The organism is Thermoflexus hugenholtzii (assembly GCF_018771565.1).
GTDB classification, from domain to species: domain Bacteria; phylum Chloroflexota; class Anaerolineae; order Thermoflexales; family Thermoflexaceae; genus Thermoflexus; species Thermoflexus hugenholtzii_A.
Genome location: NZ_CP076326.1, coordinates 341765 through 358966, shown reverse-complemented (window position 1 = coordinate 358966; position 17202 = coordinate 341765). Strand labels below are relative to the sequence as shown.

The window sequence follows — 17202 nt, the reverse complement described above, 5'->3', positions numbered from 1 at the left end:
GGGTGCCCTCGAAAACGCCCATCCCATCGCCGGCTCGGTATCACGCCCTGCGGGCCCTCCATCGCATCGAGACGCGGGCCGCCTACGCCGATTACGTGCTCCAGGCGCTCCGCCGGGAGGTGGCGCTCTCCCCCCGGGATCAGGATCTCCTCACCACCCTGGTGGACGGCGTGACGATCTGGCGGAAGACCCTCGACTGGGTGCTGGCCCGCTATGTGCGAGGCGGCCTGGAGCGGCTGGACCCCTGGACGCGGAACGCCCTGCGGATGGGCCTGTATCAGCTGATGTTCCTGGATCGCATCCCGCGCTGGGCGGCGGTCCACGAGACGGTGGAGGTGACCCGGGCCCTGGCCGGGGAAGGGGCCGCCGCCCTGGTGAACGCCGTGCTGCGTCGCATCTCCGCGCGGCTGGAGCAGGGACGGCCTCCCGCTCCCTTCCCTTCCCTGGCGGAGGATCCGGTGGCTCACCTAACGGTGCGCTACTCGTATCCGGAATGGCTGGTGCGCCGGTGGATCGCCCGCTACGGGGTGGAGGGCGCGCGCGCCCTCTGTCGCTTCCACAACACCCCGCGGCCGTTGAGCCTGCGGGTCAACCGCCTGCGGGCCACCCGCGAGGAGATCCTCGCCGACCTGGAGGCGCGGGGCCTCCGGGCCCGGCCGGGAGCCTATCACCCCTACATCGTTCTGGTGGAAGGAGGGCTCGATCTCACGACGTGGCCGCCTTATCAGGAGGGCAAGGTCATCGCCCAGGATGAGTCGGCGGCCATGGTGCCCTACCTGATGGACCTGCGGCCCGGCCTGCGGGTCCTGGACCTCTGCGCGGCCCCTGGGGGGAAAACCACGGCCATCGCGGAAGGCATGGGGGATCACGGCTGGCTGATCGCGGCGGACGCCCACTTCGGCCGTCTGCGGCGGCTGCGGGAGCACGCCCTCCGGATGGGGTTCACCATCATCCGGGTGGTCCAGGCGGACGGGCGGAGGCCCTTCCTCCCGGAATGGGCGGACCGCATCCTGATCGACGCCCCGTGTCTGGGGACCGGCGTGCTGGCCCGGCGCAGCGACGCGCGATGGCACAAACAGGAGTCGGACCTCATCGGCCTGGTGGCGGTGCAGCGGGCCCTGCTGGAGTCGGCCGCCCGGATGCTCCGCCCCGGCGGGCGCATCGTCTACAGCACCTGCTCCCTGGAGCCGGAGGAGAACGAAGAACAAATCCGCGCCTTCCTGCGGGATCATCCGGAGTTCCGCCTCCTCTCCGCCCAGGGGAAGGTCCCCAGCCCCTTCGTGGACGCCGAGGGCTTCTACCGGGTCCTCCCCCATGTCCATCACATGGACGGGGCTTTCGGGGCCATCCTCGAGAAACTCCCCACCCCACCGGCCGGATTCGGATGATCCCCCTCATAGAAAAATTGTGACATTTGTCACTACTTTGGGAAAGGAAGATCGAGGATGATGAAGGCGCAAGCAGCGCCATCGCCGCCCACTCCACTGGCGTTCGCTTGCCCTGGCCCCTCCTTTCCTGCTGCGGCCCGGCTCGGACCCCAGACCGAGACCGGGCCGCATGCATTTGGGGGAGAAGCGGGAGAAACCGACCTGCGCTTATGGCGCAGATCCGTGCGATGCTCCCGGGCGTCGGGCGGCGCGCGCCACGATAAGCCCCATGGTCAAGCCGTAAGCGATATGGGCCAAAGCAAAGGAAGGCCAGTCCACGTAGCGGGCCATGACCGGGTTGAAGATGGGAAGGATCGCGAAGGTAGCCGCCAGCCAGAGGAGAGGCCCGACGATCACCGCCCAGGCCAGAGGGGATCCGGGCAGCGTGGGCAGGATGAGCCCATAGAGCGCTCCCAGCAACGCGGAGAGCAGCCCGTGGATGAGCAGCCCGGCCAGGAGCGCCGGGAGATGAAAGCGGGCCAGGACCTCCGGCGGTGCCCCCTGCAGCTCCCGGATGAGAACCGCGCCGATCAGGTTGACCGGGAACCAGATCCCACGGCCGGAGAGCAGCCCGTAAGCCAGAGCGATCCCCACCATCACGCCGCCCCCCGCCAGCCCGCCCCGGATCCCCGCCCGATAGGGAACGATCTCCGCCGGCCAGGCCGTTCCCACCTCCTCCATCGCTAACGATTGAACCCACCGCATCCACCGACGCATCGCGCCCCCTCCCCTCACCGGGTTCCTCCATCCTCTGATACGCACATCCCACCGGGACGGATGGCGAGCGGAGCGCCCACCGGTTCGCCGGGAATCGCATCCGCGCCCAGCAGGTGAAGCAAAGGCGGGTTTTTCTCGCAGGGAGAAGGCTCTCCCTCAAAGTCACAACCCGTCTTGACGTCCAAGATGAGCTCCGAAAACGCATCGCGAGGGACATCGAAGCCACCCGTGCGCAAGCCACCGCCAGGGGCATCGCGGTCGATGAGCCTGTGGAGCCCACCGGCGAACGAGAGGGTCTCTCCGCATCCGAGCCGTTCCGGATTGGAACCCCTGATCCTGCGCTCACTGTAGAACGGCGGGTTCTGCGCGCAACCGCATGGCGGATACGGGAGGGAGCCACGCCGGGCTCTCGTTCCCGTCCGGGTTGACAGATCGAGCGAGGCGCATACAATAAAAGACAACCCCGCAGGATCGCGGGAGGAGCGACGCGATGTCGAAGCGGACGGGCATCCCCTCGATGGCGATGACCGTGACCGGGATGATGACCACCGGTCTTCCGGGCGGCCGGGGGAATGTCCGGGCTTTCGCAGGATGAACGGCTGACCTCAACTCCGACGCACATCCCAACCCCCCGGCCCGAAGGCAGGCCGGGGGGTTGCTTTTTCCCGGGGCGCAACGGAAGCGGCGCCCTACCCTTCACCGAGGAGGCGACCATGCGGGTGATGAAGTTCGGCGGGACTTCGGTGGGCGATGCGGCGCGCCTGCGCCACGTGGCCGACCTGATCGCGCACCAGCGGGCCGCTCACCCCCAGCTGGTCGTGGTGGTCTCCGCCATGGCCGGGGTGACCGACGCCCTCATCCGGATGAGCCAGCAGGCTCGGGAAGGGAACCCGGAGTGGAGGCAGACCCTGGCGGACCTCCGGGAGCGCCATCGGGAGGCTGTGGATGAGCTGGGGTTGCCGGAGGAGGAAGCCCGGGCCCTCCGCGAGGAGCTGGAACAGGGGTTCGCCCGGGCGGAGCAGCTGGCGCAGGCGGTGGCGGCCCTCCGGGAGCTTTCCCCCTCTATCGCCGATTTGCTGGCGGGGATGGGGGAGCGCTGGAGCGCCCGCATGCTGGCGGCGGTCCTGCGGGCCCAGGGCATCCCCGCCCGCGCGGTGGACGCGGATGCCTTCCTGATCACCGACGATCATTTCGGGGAAGCCTCCCCCGACCTGGAAGAGACGCGAACCCGTGCGCGGGCGGCTCTCCTCCCCCTGGTGGAGGCCGGGGTCGTCCCGGTGGTGACCGGCTTCATCGGCGCCACCCGGGAGGGCCGCCCCACCACCCTGGGCCGCGGCGGCTCCGACTTCTCCGCCACCATCCTGGGCTATGCCCTGGATGCGGAATCCGTGTGGATCTGGACGGATGTGAATGGGGTGATGAGCGCGGACCCCAAGATCGTCCCTGAGGCCCGCACCATCCCGGAGCTTTCCTACATCGAAGCGGCCGAGATGGCCTATTTCGGCGCAAAGGTCCTCCACCCGCGCACCCTTCTCCCCTGCATCGACCGTCGCATCCCGGTGCGGATCCTGAACACCTTCCATCCCCAACACCCCGGCACCTGGATCGTCCCGGAGCCCCGGGGCAACGGCCAGGTGAAGGCGGTCACTTTGATCAAGAACATGAGCCTGATCACGGTGGAAGGGCGAGGGATGCTGGGCGTGCCGGGGGTGGCCGCCCGGGCCTTCGCGGCCGTGGCCGAGCTGGGGGTCAGCATCCTGATGATCTCTCAATCTTCCTCGGAGCAGAACATCTGCTTCGTGATCCCCTCCCCGGCCGCCGCCCGGGTGGTGAGGGCGCTGCGGGCAGCCTTCGAGCGGGAGATGGCCCGGCGGGACATCGAGGACATTTGGGCGATGGATCGGGTGGCCATCATCGCTGTGGTGGGCGCCGGCCTGCGGGCGACGCCGGGGATCGCCGCGCGGGTCTTCAACGCCCTGGGGAACGGCCGCATCAACGTCCTCTCCATCGCCCAGGGTTCTTCGGAATACAATCTCTCCCTGGTGGTCGCGGAGAGCGACGCGGAGGAGGCCGTCCGCCGCATCCATGCCGCGTTCTATACGTAAGCGAGGCCACGCCTCGCCCGGAGGGCCTCCCGCCGGCCGCGGCCCGGAACGGTCATCCGGCCAGCCAGCGGGCCAGCAGGGCCACCAGAAGGCCCAGGCTGCCGAACTCCACGGCCACCCGCGGCGAGAGGGTCCGTCCTTGCAGATGCCAGAGGCTCATCTCGACCAGCTCGTAGAGCATGATCAGCCACCAGAGCCCCAGGGTGACCGGGGAGAGCGTCCAGTAACGAAAGGCCGCGGCCACCGCCGCCATGCTCCACCCGATCAGGGCAACATAGAGCCACCGCCGGCGCTCCGGGACTTCGGCCTCCACCAGACGGGTGGCCGCGAGGCCGGCGGCGATGAGCCCTCCCAGGATCATATGGGAGAGGGTCCGCCATCCACTCTGGAAGACCCCCACGATGGCCGCCAGGGCGATCAGATAGCCCAGGGCCTGGACCAGCAGGGGGGTCGCCAGGGCGGGGATCCCATGGGTTTCCAGCCGGTAGCGTTCCCCGAGCATGGCGGCCGCGAGGGCCATTCCCCCGAGCCCCAGCCCGACCCACCAGATTGGGCTGACCGGGAACCCCAGGGTGAAGAGCATCCCGCCCAGCGCCACCCCCGCCGGCGTGATCAAGCGGCTGAGCTGGCGCCCCGGGCTCTCCTCCTGAAAGCGGGGATGGGACCTCAGGAAGGACTCCGTCCCGGCCGCCGCCAGGGCGGCGCTGAACAACCCGATCCCCAGGGCCGGGGTCCACCGCAACCCCAGCGGAGAGCCCAGGATCCGCACCGCGATCTCCGGCCCCTCGGGAGGGGTCATCCGGGCGATCACCCATCCCAGGACCACCAGGCTCACGGTGATGGGGATCGGAAGCCACGACGGCGCTCGCGTTTCCATGCTCGCCCCTGCCTCGTCATATGAGGAATTCGGGGGAAGCGTCCGGCCTTCCCTCCCCCCTTCGGAAGAACGGTGCGCTCACCTGTTCGCGGACGGCCTGCCACTCGCGATCCAGGATCGCGTAGATCAGGAGATCCCCCCATCCTCCCCCATAGCGGGCGACCTCGCGAAGTCGGCCCTCCATCCGGAAGCCCAGGCGCTCCGGAATCGCGCGGCTACGATGGTTCTCCGGGGCCACCCGGATCTCTACGCGGTGCAACCGGCGGGTGAGGAACAGATCGTCCAGCACCGCCGCCACCGCCCGGGTCATGATCCCCCGGCCCTGATGGCCGGCGTCCAGCCAGTAGCCGATGGAGGTGTCCGCCGTGAAATCGGTGGGGGAACGGATGCGATGCACGCCCACCACGCCGACCAGCTCCTCCCCCTCCCAGATCCCCAGCTCATACCCGGTTCCCCGGGCGAACTGTCCCAGGGCGTCCTCGATGAAAGCCAGGCTGTCCGCAGCCGACCGCACTCCGTCCACCCAGGGCAGCCAGGGCCGCAGATGGTCCCGGTTGCGATCGGTCAGGGCGAACAGAGTTTCCGCGTGGTGGCGCTCCAGCAGACGCAGCCGGAGCCCTCCCCCCAGTTCGGTTCCCCACATTTTTGACCTCCATGGCCTCCGCAGCGTCTCAGCCCAGGTGCGGGCGGAGGGCTGCGATGCGCCCCATTTGTTCGATCTGGGCTTCGGCGGTGGGGGCCTCGAAGGTGAGGATCACCCCCTCGGCTCCGGCCGCCCGGAGGGCCTGCAACCCTTCCAGGATCTGCTCGGGGGATCCGGTGAGCCGCATCCGCCGCTCCCCGGTGGGGGAGGTGTAGATGGGCGGAAGAGTGGAATCCAGGGCCACATACATGCGGCAGATCACCGGGATGGGGCGCCCGCCGGCCCATTCCCGCAGCCGGGCGATCCGCTCCCGCAGGGTCTCCGGGTCCAGGCCCACGGGGTGCCATGCGTCCCCCAGCCGGGCGGCCCGTCGCACCGCGGCCTCGGTGTTGCCGCCGATCCAGATGGGCGGCCCGCCGGGCTGGAGGGGCAGCGGCTCGAAGACGGCGTCTTCAATGTGGAAGAAGCGGCCGTGGAAGCGGGGGCGCGGGCTGGCCCACAGGGCCCGCATCAGCGCGATGCCCTCCTCCAGGAAGCGGATGCGGCGTCGGAAGGAGACGCCCAGGTTCTCGAACTCCCGGGCCAGCCAGCCCGCCCCGATGCCCAGGATCAGTCGGCCGCCGGAGAGCTGATCCAGCGTGGCCGCCTGCTTGGCTACCAGCACCGGATTCCGCAGCCCCAGCAGCAGGATGGAGGTCCCCAGCCGGACGCGCTGGGTCTGCCCGGCGAGGTAGGCCAGGGTCGTCCAGGTCTCGAAGATGCGGCCGTAGGGCTCATAATGGGCCTCCGGGACCAGAATGTGGTCCGTAGTCCAGATCGAATCGAAGCCCAGGTCCTCGGCGGCCCGAGCGACCTCCTGAATCGCCTGAGGTGTGGCGGACCGGCCGTAGTTCGGTAGACAGATGCCGATATGCATGTCCCTCTCCTGAATGGCGCAGGGCATCCATCTGTTTCATCGGGCTAAGCCACCCCCACCACCTTCACCAGGACCCGTTTGCGGCGCTGGCCGTCGAACTCCGCGTAGAAGATCTCCTGCCAGGGCCCCAGGTCCAGGTCTCCATCGGTGATGGGGACGATCACCTCATGATGCAGGAGCAGGCTCTTGAGATGGGCGTCGGCGTTGTCCTCGCCGGTGCGGTGATGCCGGTAGTCGGGCCGGAAGGGAGCCAGGCGGTCCAGGAGTTCCATCATGTCCTGCATGATGCCCTCTTCGTGATCGTTGACATACACCGCGGCGGTGATGTGCATGGCGCTGACCAGGGCGAAGCCCTCCCGAACCCCACTTTCCCGCACGGCCCGGCGGACGACGTCGGTCAGGCGGAGGATGGCCCGCCGCTCCCGCGTCTGGAACCAGAGATAACGGGTCAGGGATCGATACGGCCCGTTCTCGTAGCGACGCGTCTCCTCCTTCACCAGGTTCTCCGAAAGCGGCGCGTCCAGCTCCACCGGCCGGTTGTCGCTAAGGATGCGCACGGCGCTCCCTCCTCACGGTTCAGGATGCCAGCGGACAGGTTTCAGGGTCCCGCATGCTCTTCCGGATCCCCAGGAACGGAGGCGGCGAGCATGGCGCGGAGACGCTCCACCTCCGCCTGCAGGGCCTCGATCTGCTCCTGCAGGCGCAGGATGATCTCCACCCCGGCCAGGTTCACCCCCAGACGGGTCAGCTCCACGATGCGGCGCAGCCGGGCCACATCCCGCTCGGAATACATGCGGGTCCGACCGCGGGGCCGACGCGGAGTGATCAGCCCGATGGACTCGTAATACCGGATGGTCTGGGGATGCAGCTGCACCATCGCCGCCACCGCCCCGATCCGGTAGCGCGGCTCATCCTCGTCGACCACCTCCACCGCGTAGGCCCGGATCTCCATGGTCGCCTCCACCTCCTTCCGGAACCGCTCACTCCGTGGGACGCTCCCCCAGGGTCACGGTGAGGGTCAGGGGCCGTCCGTCCCGCAGGATGGAGAGGGTCACCGTCTCCCCCACCCGCTTATAGTTCTCCAGGTAGATCACCAGATCGTCCACCCTCCGCAACGGACGGCCGTCGATGGCCGTGACCAGATCCCCGCCCAGGAACACATCCCCCATCCGGGTGGGCACCCGCCGGGTCGCCCCCCGCAACCCCGCCCGAGCCGCCGGCCCGTCCGGCACCACCTGGACGGTGAGCAGACCGTGATCCGCCGGGAGGTTGAAGGCTTGAGCGAAGGCCGGCGTCACCTCGAAGAACGAGGCCCCCAGCCAGGGATGCGGGTAACGGCCCCGGGCGATCAGCTCGGGGACCACCCGCTTGATGGTGTTCACGGGGACGGCGAAGCCGATGCCGATGGAGCCCCCGCTGGGGGAACGGATGGCCGTGTTGATCCCGATCACCCGCCCGTCCAGGTCCAGCAGCGGTCCGCCGGAGTTGCCCGGGTTGATGGCCGCGTCCGTCTGGATCACCTCGCCCAGGGGGCGATCGGAGAGCTCCAGGGTGCGCCCCAGGGCGCTGATCACCCCCACGGTCATCGTGCGATCCAGCCCGAAGGGGTTGCCGATGGCGATCACCCACTGCCCCACCCGCAGGGAGGCGGAATCCCCCAGGGTCACCGGGACCAGCTTCTCCGGCGGCACCTGAACCCGTAAGACGGCCAGGTCGTTGTAGGCGTCGGCGCCCACCCGAGCGGCCGGGACGGTGGTGCCGTCGGCGAAGATCACCTCAATTTGCTCCGCCCCCTCCACCACATGGTTGTTCGTCACGATATGCCCCTCCCGGTCCCACACGAACCCCGAACCGGTGCCCTCCTGATAGATCGGCCCCCGGAACAGATCGAAAGCGGTGGCCCGGGTGGTGATGTGCACCACGGAGGGGCTGACCCGCTCGTAAACGGCGATGAAGGCCGCCTCCAGCGCCCGGGCCTCGGAGAGGACGCCAGGCGGAAGCGGCGTGGGGGTCGCCCCCGAGGGGACCGGAAGGGTGGCCGGCGCGGCGGGACGGCCCGTCGGGCGGATCCTCGCCTGTGCCCAGGAGACCACCCAGACGGTCGCCGCCGCACAAACCCCGATCACCAGAATCGCTCCCACCACCGGCAGCCAGCGTGATGTGCGCATCGCTTCCCCCAAATGAGATCACGGGGACGGCCGCTCCCCCAGGGTGACCTGAACCTGCTGCTCCTGGCCGTCGCGCAGGATGGTCAGGGTGACCGTCTGGCCGACCTCCGTGTGGTTCACGAGATACGAGACCAGCTCATCAAAGGAAGCGATGGGGTGCCCATCGATAGCCGTGATGATATCCCCCCCGAGCCGGACGGAGGCCCCGCGGACCCGCACCTCGCGGGTGCCGCCCCGCAGGCCCGCCCGGGCCGCCGGGCCGTCGGGCTGGACCTCCTGGATCAGGACGCCGCGGACGTCCGGGACGTCATACCCGCGCGCCCGCAGTTCGGCCAGGGAAATGCCCCCCGTGGCGCTGATCCCCAGATACGGGTAACGGACCCGCCCCTCGCGGATCAGCTGGGGCACCACCCGCTTAACAGCGTTCACCGGGATGGCGAACCCGATCCCGATGTTGGCCGGGATGCCCGTCGCACTGGAATCCGTGCGGATGGCCGAGTTCACGCCGATCACCCGCCCTTCCAGATCCACCAGGGGCCCGCCGGAGTTGCCGGGGTTGATGGCCGCGTCCGTCTGGATCACGTCCGGGATCTGGAAGCGGGTGGGCGTCTCCAGGGCCCGGCCCAGGGCGCTGATGATCCCCAGGGTCATCGTTCCCCGCAGGCCGAAGGGGTTGCCGATGGCCACCACCTTCTGACCCACCCGCAGCGTCTCCGAATCCCCCAGCTCCGCCGGCCGGAGCAGCTCCGGCGGCACGTCCACCCGGATCACGGCCAGGTCGCTGTAGACGTCGCGGCCCACCACCCGCGCCCGGGCCACCGTGCCGTCGTAGAACGTCACCCAGATCTCCTCCGCCTGCTCCACCACGTGGTTGTTGGTGACGATGTGGCCCTGAGTGTCGTAAACGAAGCCGGACCCGCTCCCGAACACAGAGGTCTCCACACCCTCTACGTCAATGTTGACGACGGAGGGGAGGACCTTCTGGTAGATGGCGATCAGGCGCTGCTCCTCCTCCTCGAGGCCGGCGGGCAACGGGGGGAGCGTCGGCGTCGGCCCGGCCGGCCGCGCCGCCGCGCCTCCGGGGCGCGGGGTGGGAGTGACGAAGATCAGCTCCCGCAACGGGAGCGAGCGACATCCGCTGAGCAGCACGCCGAGGCCCAGCAACAGCCAGAAGCCGTTTTTCCAGCGCATCGGTTCTCACCCCCTGCAGGCTTCAGGATGGGCGAGGCCGTCGCGCGGCCTCTCGCCTTTCAACGCCCCCGACGCATGCGGGCCAGCTCCGCGAAGAGCTCCCGCTCCCGGGGGGTCAGGTTTCGCGGGATCTCCACCGTGACCCGCAGATACAGATCGCCCCGCTCCCCCGGCCGGTTCGGGGAAGGCATGCCCTCCCCGCGCAGGCGGATCAGCGCGCCGTTCTGGGTCTCCGGCGGGATCCGCACCATCAGGGTTCGTCCATCCAGATGGCGGAAGGGGACCTCGCCGCCCAGGACCGCCGTGTAGAGGTCGACGGTCAGGGGGGCGTAGAGGTCCTGATCCCGACGCTCAAACAGGGGATGGGGCGCGACCTCGATCACCAGGTAGAGATCCCCTGGCGGGCCGCCGTAGCCGGGCTCCCCCGCCCCCGGGACCCGCACCCGAGATCCGGTGCGCACCCCGGGCGGGATGCGGACCTCCAGCCGCCGCCCGTCCCGCGTCCGGACGATGCAGGTGGTCCCCTGGAAGGCCTCCTCCAGGGTAAGGGTGATGGGCTGCTCCACATCCCGCCCCCGAAGCCGCGTGGCCGTCCACCCTCGGGTCCGCCGGGGCATCCCGCCGAACAGCATTTCGAAGAAGTCGGAGAAAAGATCCTCCAGGTCCCCGACCTCCACCCGCACCCCGCCGGGCTGGACCCAGGGGGACCAGTCGAACTGGCCGGGATCGTAGCCGGCCCGGCGCCAGGCTTCATACTGGCGGCGGAGCTCATCGTATTTGCGCCGCTTCTCGGGGTCCGAGAGCACCTCGTAGGCCTCGTTGATCTCCTTGAATTTCTCCTCCGCCGCCTTATCCCCCGGGTTCACGTCGGGGTGGTATTGGCGGGCCAGCTTGCGATAGGCCCGCTTGATCTCCTCTTCGCTGGCATCCGGGCTCACGCCGAGGATGGCATAGTAGTCCTTGAACTCCATCGCGCCGCTCCGGTCTCCCACACGCCCGATTCGCTCTGGGATCCGCGCAGGAATGCGCTGCGCTCAATCCGGGATTTTAATCCATTTGCCGGAGGGGAGATCAACAACGGGGAAACCATCCCGGCACGGGGAGGCCCTTCCGGGGCCTCCCCGTCCCCGATGCGTAAAGGGGGGATCCGCTTAACGCGGGAGGACGATGAGGGTTTCCTGAGCGGCGCGGGCCCCTTCCCGCAGGGCCCGGATGTTCTGCTCGATGAGATGCCGATGGCGGCCCGGCATATGCTCCCGCAACGCCTGCTCCACCTGGTCCAGCGTCAGCACCGGGAGCCGGGCGAGCAGAGCCCCCACCAGCACCATGTTGGCCAGCCGCCGATCCCCCAGGGCTTCCGCCATCTCGCTGGCCGGAAGGGCCACCACCTCCAGATCCGTCCGCTCCACCGCCCGCCCGGCCATCGAGGCGTTGACAATTAGAAGCCCTCCCGGCCGGACCAGCGGCTCGTATTTGTCCAGGGAGGGTCGGTTCATCACGATGGCAGCGCGGGGATGCTGCACCAGGGGCGATCCGATCTCCTCATCCGAGATGATCACTGTGCAGTTGGCGGTCCCCCCGCGCATCTCCGGCCCGTAGGAGGGGAACCAGGTCACCTCCTTGCCGGCGTCCATGGCCGCGTAAGCCAGCACCTGCCCGGCGAACAGGATGCCCTGGCCGCCGAACCCGGCGATGACGATCTCGACCTGCATCCGCACCTCCCGGATCTCTCAGGATCGATTGGAGCTCCTGCGCCACCCTCAGACTCGCAGGGCCTTCAGCTCGGGGGCCACCTTGAAATCCCCCAGGGGGAAGACCGGGATCATCATCTCCTCCACCCAGTGCATCGCCTCGATGGGCGAGAGCCCCCAGTTGGTCGGGCAGGTGGAGAGCAGCTCCACGAAGGAGAAGCCGAGGCCGCGCCGCTGGGCTTCGAAGGCCAGCCGGATCGCCTTCTTCGCCAGGCGGATGTTCTTCGGATCGTGGAGGCTGCGGCGCACCACGTAGCTGGGCCCCTCCAGGCCAGCCAGCAGCTCCGCCATGCGGATGGGATAGCCCGAGCGGCGCACGTCCCGGCCTTGAGGCGTGGTGGTCGTCCGCTGGCCGGGGACGGTGGTCGGGGCCATCTGCCCGCCGGTCATCCCGTAGTTGGCGTTGTTGATGAAGATGACCGTGATGTTCTCCCCGCGGGCCGCCGTGTGGATGATCTCCCCCATCCCGATGGAGGCCAGGTCCCCGTCCCCCTGGTAGGTGAAGACGATGCGGTCCGGCAGCATCCGCTTGATGCCGGTGGCCATCGCCGGCGCCCGGCCGTGGGGAGCTTCCACGAAATCCACATCGAAGTAGTTATAGGCGAAGACGGAGCAGCCCACGGAGGCCACCCCGATGGTGATCTCCCGCAGGCCCATCTCCTCCAGGACCTCCGCGATCAGGCGATGGGCCACGCCGTGGGTGCACCCCGGGCAGTAATGCGTGTGCACCTCAAGGAGGACGCGCGGCCGCTCGTAGACTTTCTCGTAAGTCCGCTCCAGCGGGATCGTCGCCACCATGTCGGATCTCCCTCCTGTCCCTCAGGGGTTCGCCGCTTCCCGCATGCCGGATGGGCCGCTTCCGTTGCCTGCCCCCCGCATCCCCATGCGGCGGAACCAGGCCTCACGGGGAGCCGCCTCCAGAGGCGGCGGCTCCCGGACCAGGCGGCGGATCTCCTCCAGGATCTCCTCGGGGAACGGCACCACGCCGCCCATCCGCCCGTAGAAGGCCACCGGGGCGCGCCGGGCCACCGCCAGCATGACGTCGTCCAGCATCTGGCCGGAGTTCATCTCCACCACGAGGAAGGCCTCCGCCTGACGGCTCAGGGCCTCGATGGCGGCATAGGGGAAGGGGCTGAGGGTGAGCGGACGGAGCAGCCCCACCCGGATGCCCTCGGCCCGGGCGGCCCGCACCGCCGAGAGGGCCACCCGCCCCGCGATGCCGAAGCTCACCACCACCAGCTCGGCGTCATCCAGGTAATACTCCCGATAGCGCACCTCCCGGGCCTGGATCTGCTGCCAGCGCTCCAGCAGACGCCGGTTGGTCTTCTCCTCCTCATAGGGGTCGAGGTAGATCGAAGTCAGGACACGCCGGGGGCGGCCCTGGGCGCCGGTCACCGCCCAGTCCGGACGGATCCGCGGGGGCTCGCGCATCGGCGGCAGCTCGGCGGGCTCCATCATCTGGCCGATGCTCCCATCCGTCAGCACCACGGCGATGGTGCGGTAGCGCTCGGCCAGGTCGAAGGCCAGGACCGTGAGGTCGATGGCCTCCTGCACCGTCGCCGGGGCCAGGGTGATCACCCGGTAATCTCCGTGGCCGCCGCCGCGCACGATCTGGTTGTAATCCCCCTGGGAGGGCGCGATGTTCCCCAGGCCGGGGCCGCCGCGCATCACGTCGATGATCACACAGGGCACCTCCGTGCCCGCGATGTAGGAAAGGCCCTCCATCATCAAGCTGATGCCCGGTCCGGAGGAGGAGGTCATCACCCGGGCGCCGGTGCAGGCCGCGCCGTAGACCATGTTGATGGCCGCGATCTCGCTCTCCGCCTGCACGAACACCCGCCCCAGCTCCGGCATGCGTCGGGCCATATACTCCAGCAGCTCGGTCTGTGGGGTGATGGGATACCCGAAATACGCCTCGACGCCGGCCCGGATGGCCGCCTCCGCCATCGCCTCGTTGCCCTTCAGCAGCTCCCGCGCCATGCTTTCCTCCTCATCCTTGCATCACCATTTCGGGCACCCGCGGGCGGACCTGACGATAAACCGTGATCGCTCCCTCCGGGCACACCACCGCGCACACCTCGCATCCGGTGCACCGCTCCGGATCGAGGAGCTGCGCCGGGTGATAGCCCTTGGGCGTCAGGCGATCCGATGCCAGCCCCAGGACCTGCTGCGGGCAGAAATGCACGCACAGCTCACAGCCCTTGCAGAACCGCTCGTCCACCTGGATCCAGCCTTTGACCGCCATGGGGAGCCTCCCGGAAGGATCTGGGATTCTTGCAGGGAGAGGAAGAAGGAGAGGATCCGAAAACGGGAGGAGGAGGGGGGACTTCACCGGCGCGGGATATAAAAGGAGGCCCTCGCTCGATCGCCCGCCGCCCTTCCCCCAGCGCCCCGGGCGGCGGAGGATCCAGCCCCCACGGTGAATCCTGGGCTCATCCCTGCGCCGCACGCCGCTCATGGGAGATCGAGGAGATGAATACCTCCTTCACCTCTCATTATAAACCGAATCGCCGGGATGTCGAGCCTGTCTGATCGAAAATCGGACCTTTTCGATCATGTTATTGATCCAAAATCTGAGCGCCCGACAGGCTATGGGAGATGGAACCCTTCGTAGCGGCGCACTTCCACCAGGGCGAAGCTCCAGCGTTCTCGAAGCTGACCGTGGGTGTCCAGCCAGCGCCGGACCAGATCCCGGTCGTCCCACATGGCGGCTTCGGAGTAGATCAGCCAGACGACCTCGTGGCCCCGGATCAGCGCGCGCATCCGGGCGTCGACCTCCGCCTCTCCCATCGCATACGTTCCCTCGGGGGTCCGGTAGATCGTGGCCGGCGCCCAGGCGCCTTCGTAGGGCCGGCGGAAGTAGTAATCGAAGACATGCTGGACATACCCGATGTGGAAGAGGATGAGATCTCCGGGGCGATAGCCCTCGGCCACCACCCGGGCGGCTGACCGGAAGTCCGATTTCAGCGGGAGCGCCGTCTGGGCCCAGAGGCCGACGGCCATCGGGGTCAGGACGCAGGCCAGGGCCAGGGCGCGCGGGAGCCGTCCCGGGATCCGGGCCCAGCCCGCCGCGGCGAGGGCGATCCAGGCCGGCGCCGCCGCGATCAGATAGCGCTCGACGAAGAGCGGGCGGCACAGCGAAATGAGAGAAAGAAACGCCCACGGGCTCAGGGCCCAGATCCCCAGCGCGGCGCGGAACCGCCCGCCCGCGCGCCCGGCCATCAGACCCAGGGCGGCCAGGGCGGAGAACGGAACCAACCCCCAATCCGGGAAGCCTCCCCACACCCCTACGCTGAACCCCCAGGCCAGCATCCCCAGGCCCTGCAACGGCGGGACGCGGGGGAAGCCGGTTTCGCCGCAGGCCGCGCGGATCCCCCCGCTCCATCGGACGAGCTGGGGGATCTGCCAGGCCAGAAGGGGAAGATCGACGAGGAGCACCAGGCCGAGGACCAGGACGAGGAGGCGCAGGGACCTTCGATCCGCCCGATGGATCCCTAAGGCGAGCAGCGCCGGCACGAAGAGCGCGAAGAGGATGTGGCTGTAGAGGCCCAGGGCGATCCAGAGGACGGCCTCCAGCCATCCGCCGGGATCCCGGCGGGCGGCCTCCATCGCCCCCCACGCGGCCAGGAAGAGGGTCACCAGCAGCGCATACATCTTCGCTTCCTGGCCATACCAGACCAGGAAGGGAGAGAAGGCCAGCCCGAGGGCGGCCATCCGGGCGGCCGGCCGCGTCAGATGCCGGCGGAACAGGGCGAAGCCCAGGGCGACGCTCAGGACCCCCAGGGCGGCGGAGGGGAAGCGGAGGGCGAACTCGGAATCGCCCGCCAGGCGGACCCACTGGAACAGCCCCAGGAAATAGAGCGGCCCGTTGAACCCGGGGCGGGCGAGGAGCTCCGCCAGCCGCGTCCATCCGGCCCCTGCCCCGACCCGGAAGGCCGCCGCGACCTCGGCGGTGAGATCGCGGCCGAAGCGCAGGGCGTCGACCTCATCCCGCCAGAGGGACTGGGCGGTGAGCCCGCCGACGCGGAGGGCGAAGGCCGCCAGCAGCAGGAGCAGGATCCGCGGATCCGGGCGCCGGGGGCGCCATCGCCGGAGCGCCGCGAGGGCCCGGCCGAGGCCGAAGCTCAGGCTCCATCCGACGAAGAAGGCGAGGAGCGCGCCCGTCCCGCTCATCGCCAGAGGATTCCACAGATCGAGACCACGGAGGTCCCCGCCTCATCGGCGGGGCAGAGATCGTAATCCACCGGCTCCCCGACGGTCGGCTCCAGGAGGCGGAGGGCCAGGTAGATGGGGGAGACCCCGCAGACGTTGTTCCGATCGCGGGTCTCCCGGATCCGGGCGAAGAAGCCGGCGGCGTCCCCGGCGACCATGTGGGCGATGAGGGATTCGTCCTCCGCCTTCAGGCGCGCCCGCCCGCGCAGATCCAGCGGACGCCCTCCGAAGGCCGGGCCCACGTGGGAGAGATCCCCCGCGGCGACGACCACGGCCCGTCGCCCGGCGACGGCCGCCCGCAGGGTCTCCAGGAAGCGTGCGATGCGGAGATCGGCCATCGGATCGAGATCCCCCTCGATGAAGGAGGCGAAGGGGCCGCACAGGATGGGCACCAGCTCCACCGGTTTCTCCTCGCGGATCGCGTGGAGCCACACGGCGGCCAGTTCGATGGAGTGCTCACCGCGATGGCGGAGCTCGCCGGCGAAGGCGGCCTCCTCGCCCAGGACCTGGGCCAGGGCGTCCACGATGGGCCGGGCGGTGGGCAACACCCCGAAGGGCGTGGCGTAATGCTGGCGGGTCAGGGTGATGGCGCCATCCTCCCCGTAATGATCCGTCCCCAGGAGGATCACCAGGTCCGCCTCCCGGACGAAGGGGGCGGCCCGGGCCCAGACCCGGGCGTAGGTTCGGCCGCCCCGGGCGTAATCGATGTGGGGGCTGAGCAGCCCGCGCCCTTCGGGGACGGGGTCGTCCGGCGCGGCCGCTTCGTGGAAGCGGCGGATCATCCGGCGCAGATCCTCCGGGTCGGCGGGGTAGACTTCCCCGGCGAGCATCGGCGGGCGGAAGGGGGCGCGGCGGTAGTCCTCCAGGGCGCGGGCCTGGGCCTCCGCGAAGCGGGAGTTGTCCAGGAGATACAGCTCGTCCAGCGTGGCGATCAGGGCGCGCAGCGTCTCCTCGTCGATCCGGACGCCGTAGCGCACCATCAGGGCGGCCCGGATGGCCCGCAGATCCCGGGTGCCATCGCACAGGGTGAGGACGGGGGCCAGGGGCTGGGGGATGAGAACCATCTGGTCCGAGAGACGAAGGGGATCCCGGACCAGGATGTAGGAGCGGCCGTTCCGGTTCATCGGCCGCAGATCCACCGGCCGCAGCTTCGGATACCGCCCCGCCTCGCCCACCTTGCGCCCCCTCCAGCCGA

At 69.4% G+C, this 17202-nt stretch carries 17 protein-coding genes; 2 read left to right on the top strand and 15 right to left on the bottom strand.

Annotation, left to right across the window (positions count from 1 at the left end; all coding sequences use genetic code 11):
- Positions 1-2 precede the first annotated feature (2 nt).
- Entirely contained in the window at positions 3-1388 is a 1386-nt protein-coding gene (gene rsmB / locus KNN16_RS01765) for a 16S rRNA (cytosine(967)-C(5))-methyltransferase RsmB (RefSeq protein WP_303898343.1), read from the top strand.
- Positions 1389-1595: 207 nt separating this feature from the next.
- Here the strand turns inward: rsmB and KNN16_RS01760 are convergent, their stop codons facing one another.
- A complete protein-coding gene (locus tag KNN16_RS01760; RefSeq protein ID WP_303898341.1) occupies positions 1596-2144 on the bottom strand; it encodes a hypothetical protein in 549 nt (182 codons plus the stop codon).
- 713 nt (positions 2145-2857) lie between these two features.
- Here KNN16_RS01760 and KNN16_RS01755 point away from each other — a divergent pair.
- Positions 2858-4249 (top strand): aspartate kinase, encoded by a 1392-nt coding sequence (locus KNN16_RS01755; protein WP_303898339.1) that lies wholly within the window; start codon positions 2858-2860, stop codon positions 4247-4249.
- Positions 4250-4301: 52 nt separating this feature from the next.
- Here the strand turns inward: KNN16_RS01755 and KNN16_RS01750 are convergent, their stop codons facing one another.
- The 14 genes from KNN16_RS01750 to amrB form a co-directional block, all read right to left on the bottom strand.
- Positions 4302-5126, bottom strand: a complete 825-nt coding sequence (locus KNN16_RS01750) for a hypothetical protein (protein ID WP_303898337.1) — start codon at positions 5124-5126, stop codon at positions 4302-4304.
- A 16-nt stretch (positions 5127-5142) separates the two neighbouring features.
- Positions 5143-5769: a GNAT family N-acetyltransferase gene (locus tag KNN16_RS01745; RefSeq protein WP_303898336.1), complete on the bottom strand. Its 627-nt coding sequence runs from the start codon at positions 5767-5769 to the stop codon at positions 5143-5145.
- A gap of 28 nt (positions 5770-5797) precedes the next feature.
- Positions 5798-6685, bottom strand: a complete 888-nt coding sequence (locus tag KNN16_RS01740) for an LLM class F420-dependent oxidoreductase (protein WP_299285963.1) — start codon at positions 6683-6685, stop codon at positions 5798-5800.
- Positions 6686-6729: 44 nt separating this feature from the next.
- The gene (locus KNN16_RS01735) at positions 6730-7182 is read right to left on the bottom strand and encodes a secondary thiamine-phosphate synthase enzyme YjbQ (protein WP_366972571.1); all 453 of its coding nucleotides are present in this window, start codon (positions 7180-7182) and stop codon (positions 6730-6732) included.
- 101 nt (positions 7183-7283) lie between these two features.
- Positions 7284-7637 carry a MerR family transcriptional regulator gene (locus KNN16_RS01730; protein WP_299285923.1) on the bottom strand — a complete coding sequence of 118 codons (354 nt, stop codon included), beginning with the start codon at positions 7635-7637 and terminating at the stop codon, positions 7284-7286.
- 28 nt (positions 7638-7665) lie between these two features.
- Positions 7666-8853 carry a S1C family serine protease gene (locus KNN16_RS01725; protein ID WP_303898333.1) on the bottom strand — a complete coding sequence of 396 codons (1188 nt, stop codon included), beginning with the start codon at positions 8851-8853 and terminating at the stop codon, positions 7666-7668.
- Positions 8854-8871: 18 nt separating this feature from the next.
- The gene (locus KNN16_RS01720) at positions 8872-10044 is read right to left on the bottom strand and encodes a S1C family serine protease (protein ID WP_303898331.1); all 1173 of its coding nucleotides are present in this window, start codon (positions 10042-10044) and stop codon (positions 8872-8874) included.
- A gap of 59 nt (positions 10045-10103) precedes the next feature.
- The gene (locus KNN16_RS01715; protein ID WP_303898330.1) at positions 10104-11015 is read right to left on the bottom strand and encodes a J domain-containing protein; all 912 of its coding nucleotides are present in this window, start codon (positions 11013-11015) and stop codon (positions 10104-10106) included.
- A gap of 180 nt (positions 11016-11195) precedes the next feature.
- Positions 11196-11756 (bottom strand): 2-oxoacid:acceptor oxidoreductase family protein, encoded by a 561-nt coding sequence (locus KNN16_RS01710; RefSeq protein WP_299285911.1) that lies wholly within the window; start codon positions 11754-11756, stop codon positions 11196-11198.
- Positions 11757-11804: 48 nt separating this feature from the next.
- Entirely contained in the window at positions 11805-12593 is a 789-nt protein-coding gene (locus KNN16_RS01705; protein ID WP_088570846.1) for a thiamine pyrophosphate-dependent enzyme, read from the bottom strand.
- A 21-nt stretch (positions 12594-12614) separates the two neighbouring features.
- On the bottom strand, positions 12615-13775 hold the full coding sequence (locus tag KNN16_RS01700; RefSeq protein ID WP_303898327.1) for a 3-methyl-2-oxobutanoate dehydrogenase subunit VorB: 1161 nt from the start codon (positions 13773-13775) through the stop codon (positions 12615-12617).
- A gap of 10 nt (positions 13776-13785) precedes the next feature.
- Positions 13786-14040 (bottom strand): ferredoxin family protein, encoded by a 255-nt coding sequence (locus KNN16_RS01695; protein WP_303898326.1) that lies wholly within the window; start codon positions 14038-14040, stop codon positions 13786-13788.
- Positions 14041-14384: 344 nt separating this feature from the next.
- Complete coding sequence (locus KNN16_RS01690; RefSeq protein ID WP_303898323.1) at positions 14385-15968, bottom strand: glycosyltransferase family 39 protein; 1584 nt, start codon at positions 15966-15968, stop codon at positions 14385-14387.
- Positions 15965-17182, bottom strand: a complete 1218-nt coding sequence (gene amrB, locus KNN16_RS01685; protein WP_303898321.1) for an AmmeMemoRadiSam system protein B — start codon at positions 17180-17182, stop codon at positions 15965-15967. Before amrB ends, KNN16_RS01690 begins: the two co-directional genes overlap by 4 nt.
- Between the last annotated feature and the right edge of the window lie 20 nt (positions 17183-17202).

What these genes read in the sequence shown, in the direction of transcription:
- KNN16_RS01760 (WP_303898341.1), bottom strand. Translation starts at nt 2,144, where the DNA reads ATGCGTCGGTGGATGCGGTGGGTTCAATCGTTAGCGATGGAGGAGGTG.
- KNN16_RS01755 (WP_303898339.1), top strand. Translation starts at nt 2,858, where the DNA reads ATGCGGGTGATGAAGTTCGGCGGGACTTCGGTGGGCGATGCGGCGCGC.
- KNN16_RS01750 (WP_303898337.1), bottom strand. Translation starts at nt 5,126, where the DNA reads ATGGAAACGCGAGCGCCGTCGTGGCTTCCGATCCCCATCACCGTGAGC.
- KNN16_RS01745 (WP_303898336.1), bottom strand. Translation starts at nt 5,769, where the DNA reads ATGTGGGGAACCGAACTGGGGGGAGGGCTCCGGCTGCGTCTGCTGGAG.
- KNN16_RS01740 (WP_299285963.1), bottom strand. Translation starts at nt 6,685, where the DNA reads ATGCATATCGGCATCTGTCTACCGAACTACGGCCGGTCCGCCACACCT.
- KNN16_RS01730 (WP_299285923.1), bottom strand. Translation starts at nt 7,637, where the DNA reads ATGGAGATCCGGGCCTACGCGGTGGAGGTGGTCGACGAGGATGAGCCG.
- KNN16_RS01725 (WP_303898333.1), bottom strand. Translation starts at nt 8,853, where the DNA reads ATGCGCACATCACGCTGGCTGCCGGTGGTGGGAGCGATTCTGGTGATC.
- KNN16_RS01720 (WP_303898331.1), bottom strand. Translation starts at nt 10,044, where the DNA reads ATGCGCTGGAAAAACGGCTTCTGGCTGTTGCTGGGCCTCGGCGTGCTG.
- KNN16_RS01715 (WP_303898330.1), bottom strand. Translation starts at nt 11,015, where the DNA reads ATGGAGTTCAAGGACTACTATGCCATCCTCGGCGTGAGCCCGGATGCC.
- KNN16_RS01710 (WP_299285911.1), bottom strand. Translation starts at nt 11,756, where the DNA reads ATGCAGGTCGAGATCGTCATCGCCGGGTTCGGCGGCCAGGGCATCCTG.
- KNN16_RS01705 (WP_088570846.1), bottom strand. Translation starts at nt 12,593, where the DNA reads ATGGTGGCGACGATCCCGCTGGAGCGGACTTACGAGAAAGTCTACGAG.
- KNN16_RS01700 (WP_303898327.1), bottom strand. Translation starts at nt 13,775, where the DNA reads ATGGCGCGGGAGCTGCTGAAGGGCAACGAGGCGATGGCGGAGGCGGCC.
- KNN16_RS01695 (WP_303898326.1), bottom strand. Translation starts at nt 14,040, where the DNA reads ATGGCGGTCAAAGGCTGGATCCAGGTGGACGAGCGGTTCTGCAAGGGC.
- KNN16_RS01690 (WP_303898323.1), bottom strand. Translation starts at nt 15,968, where the DNA reads ATGAGCGGGACGGGCGCGCTCCTCGCCTTCTTCGTCGGATGGAGCCTG.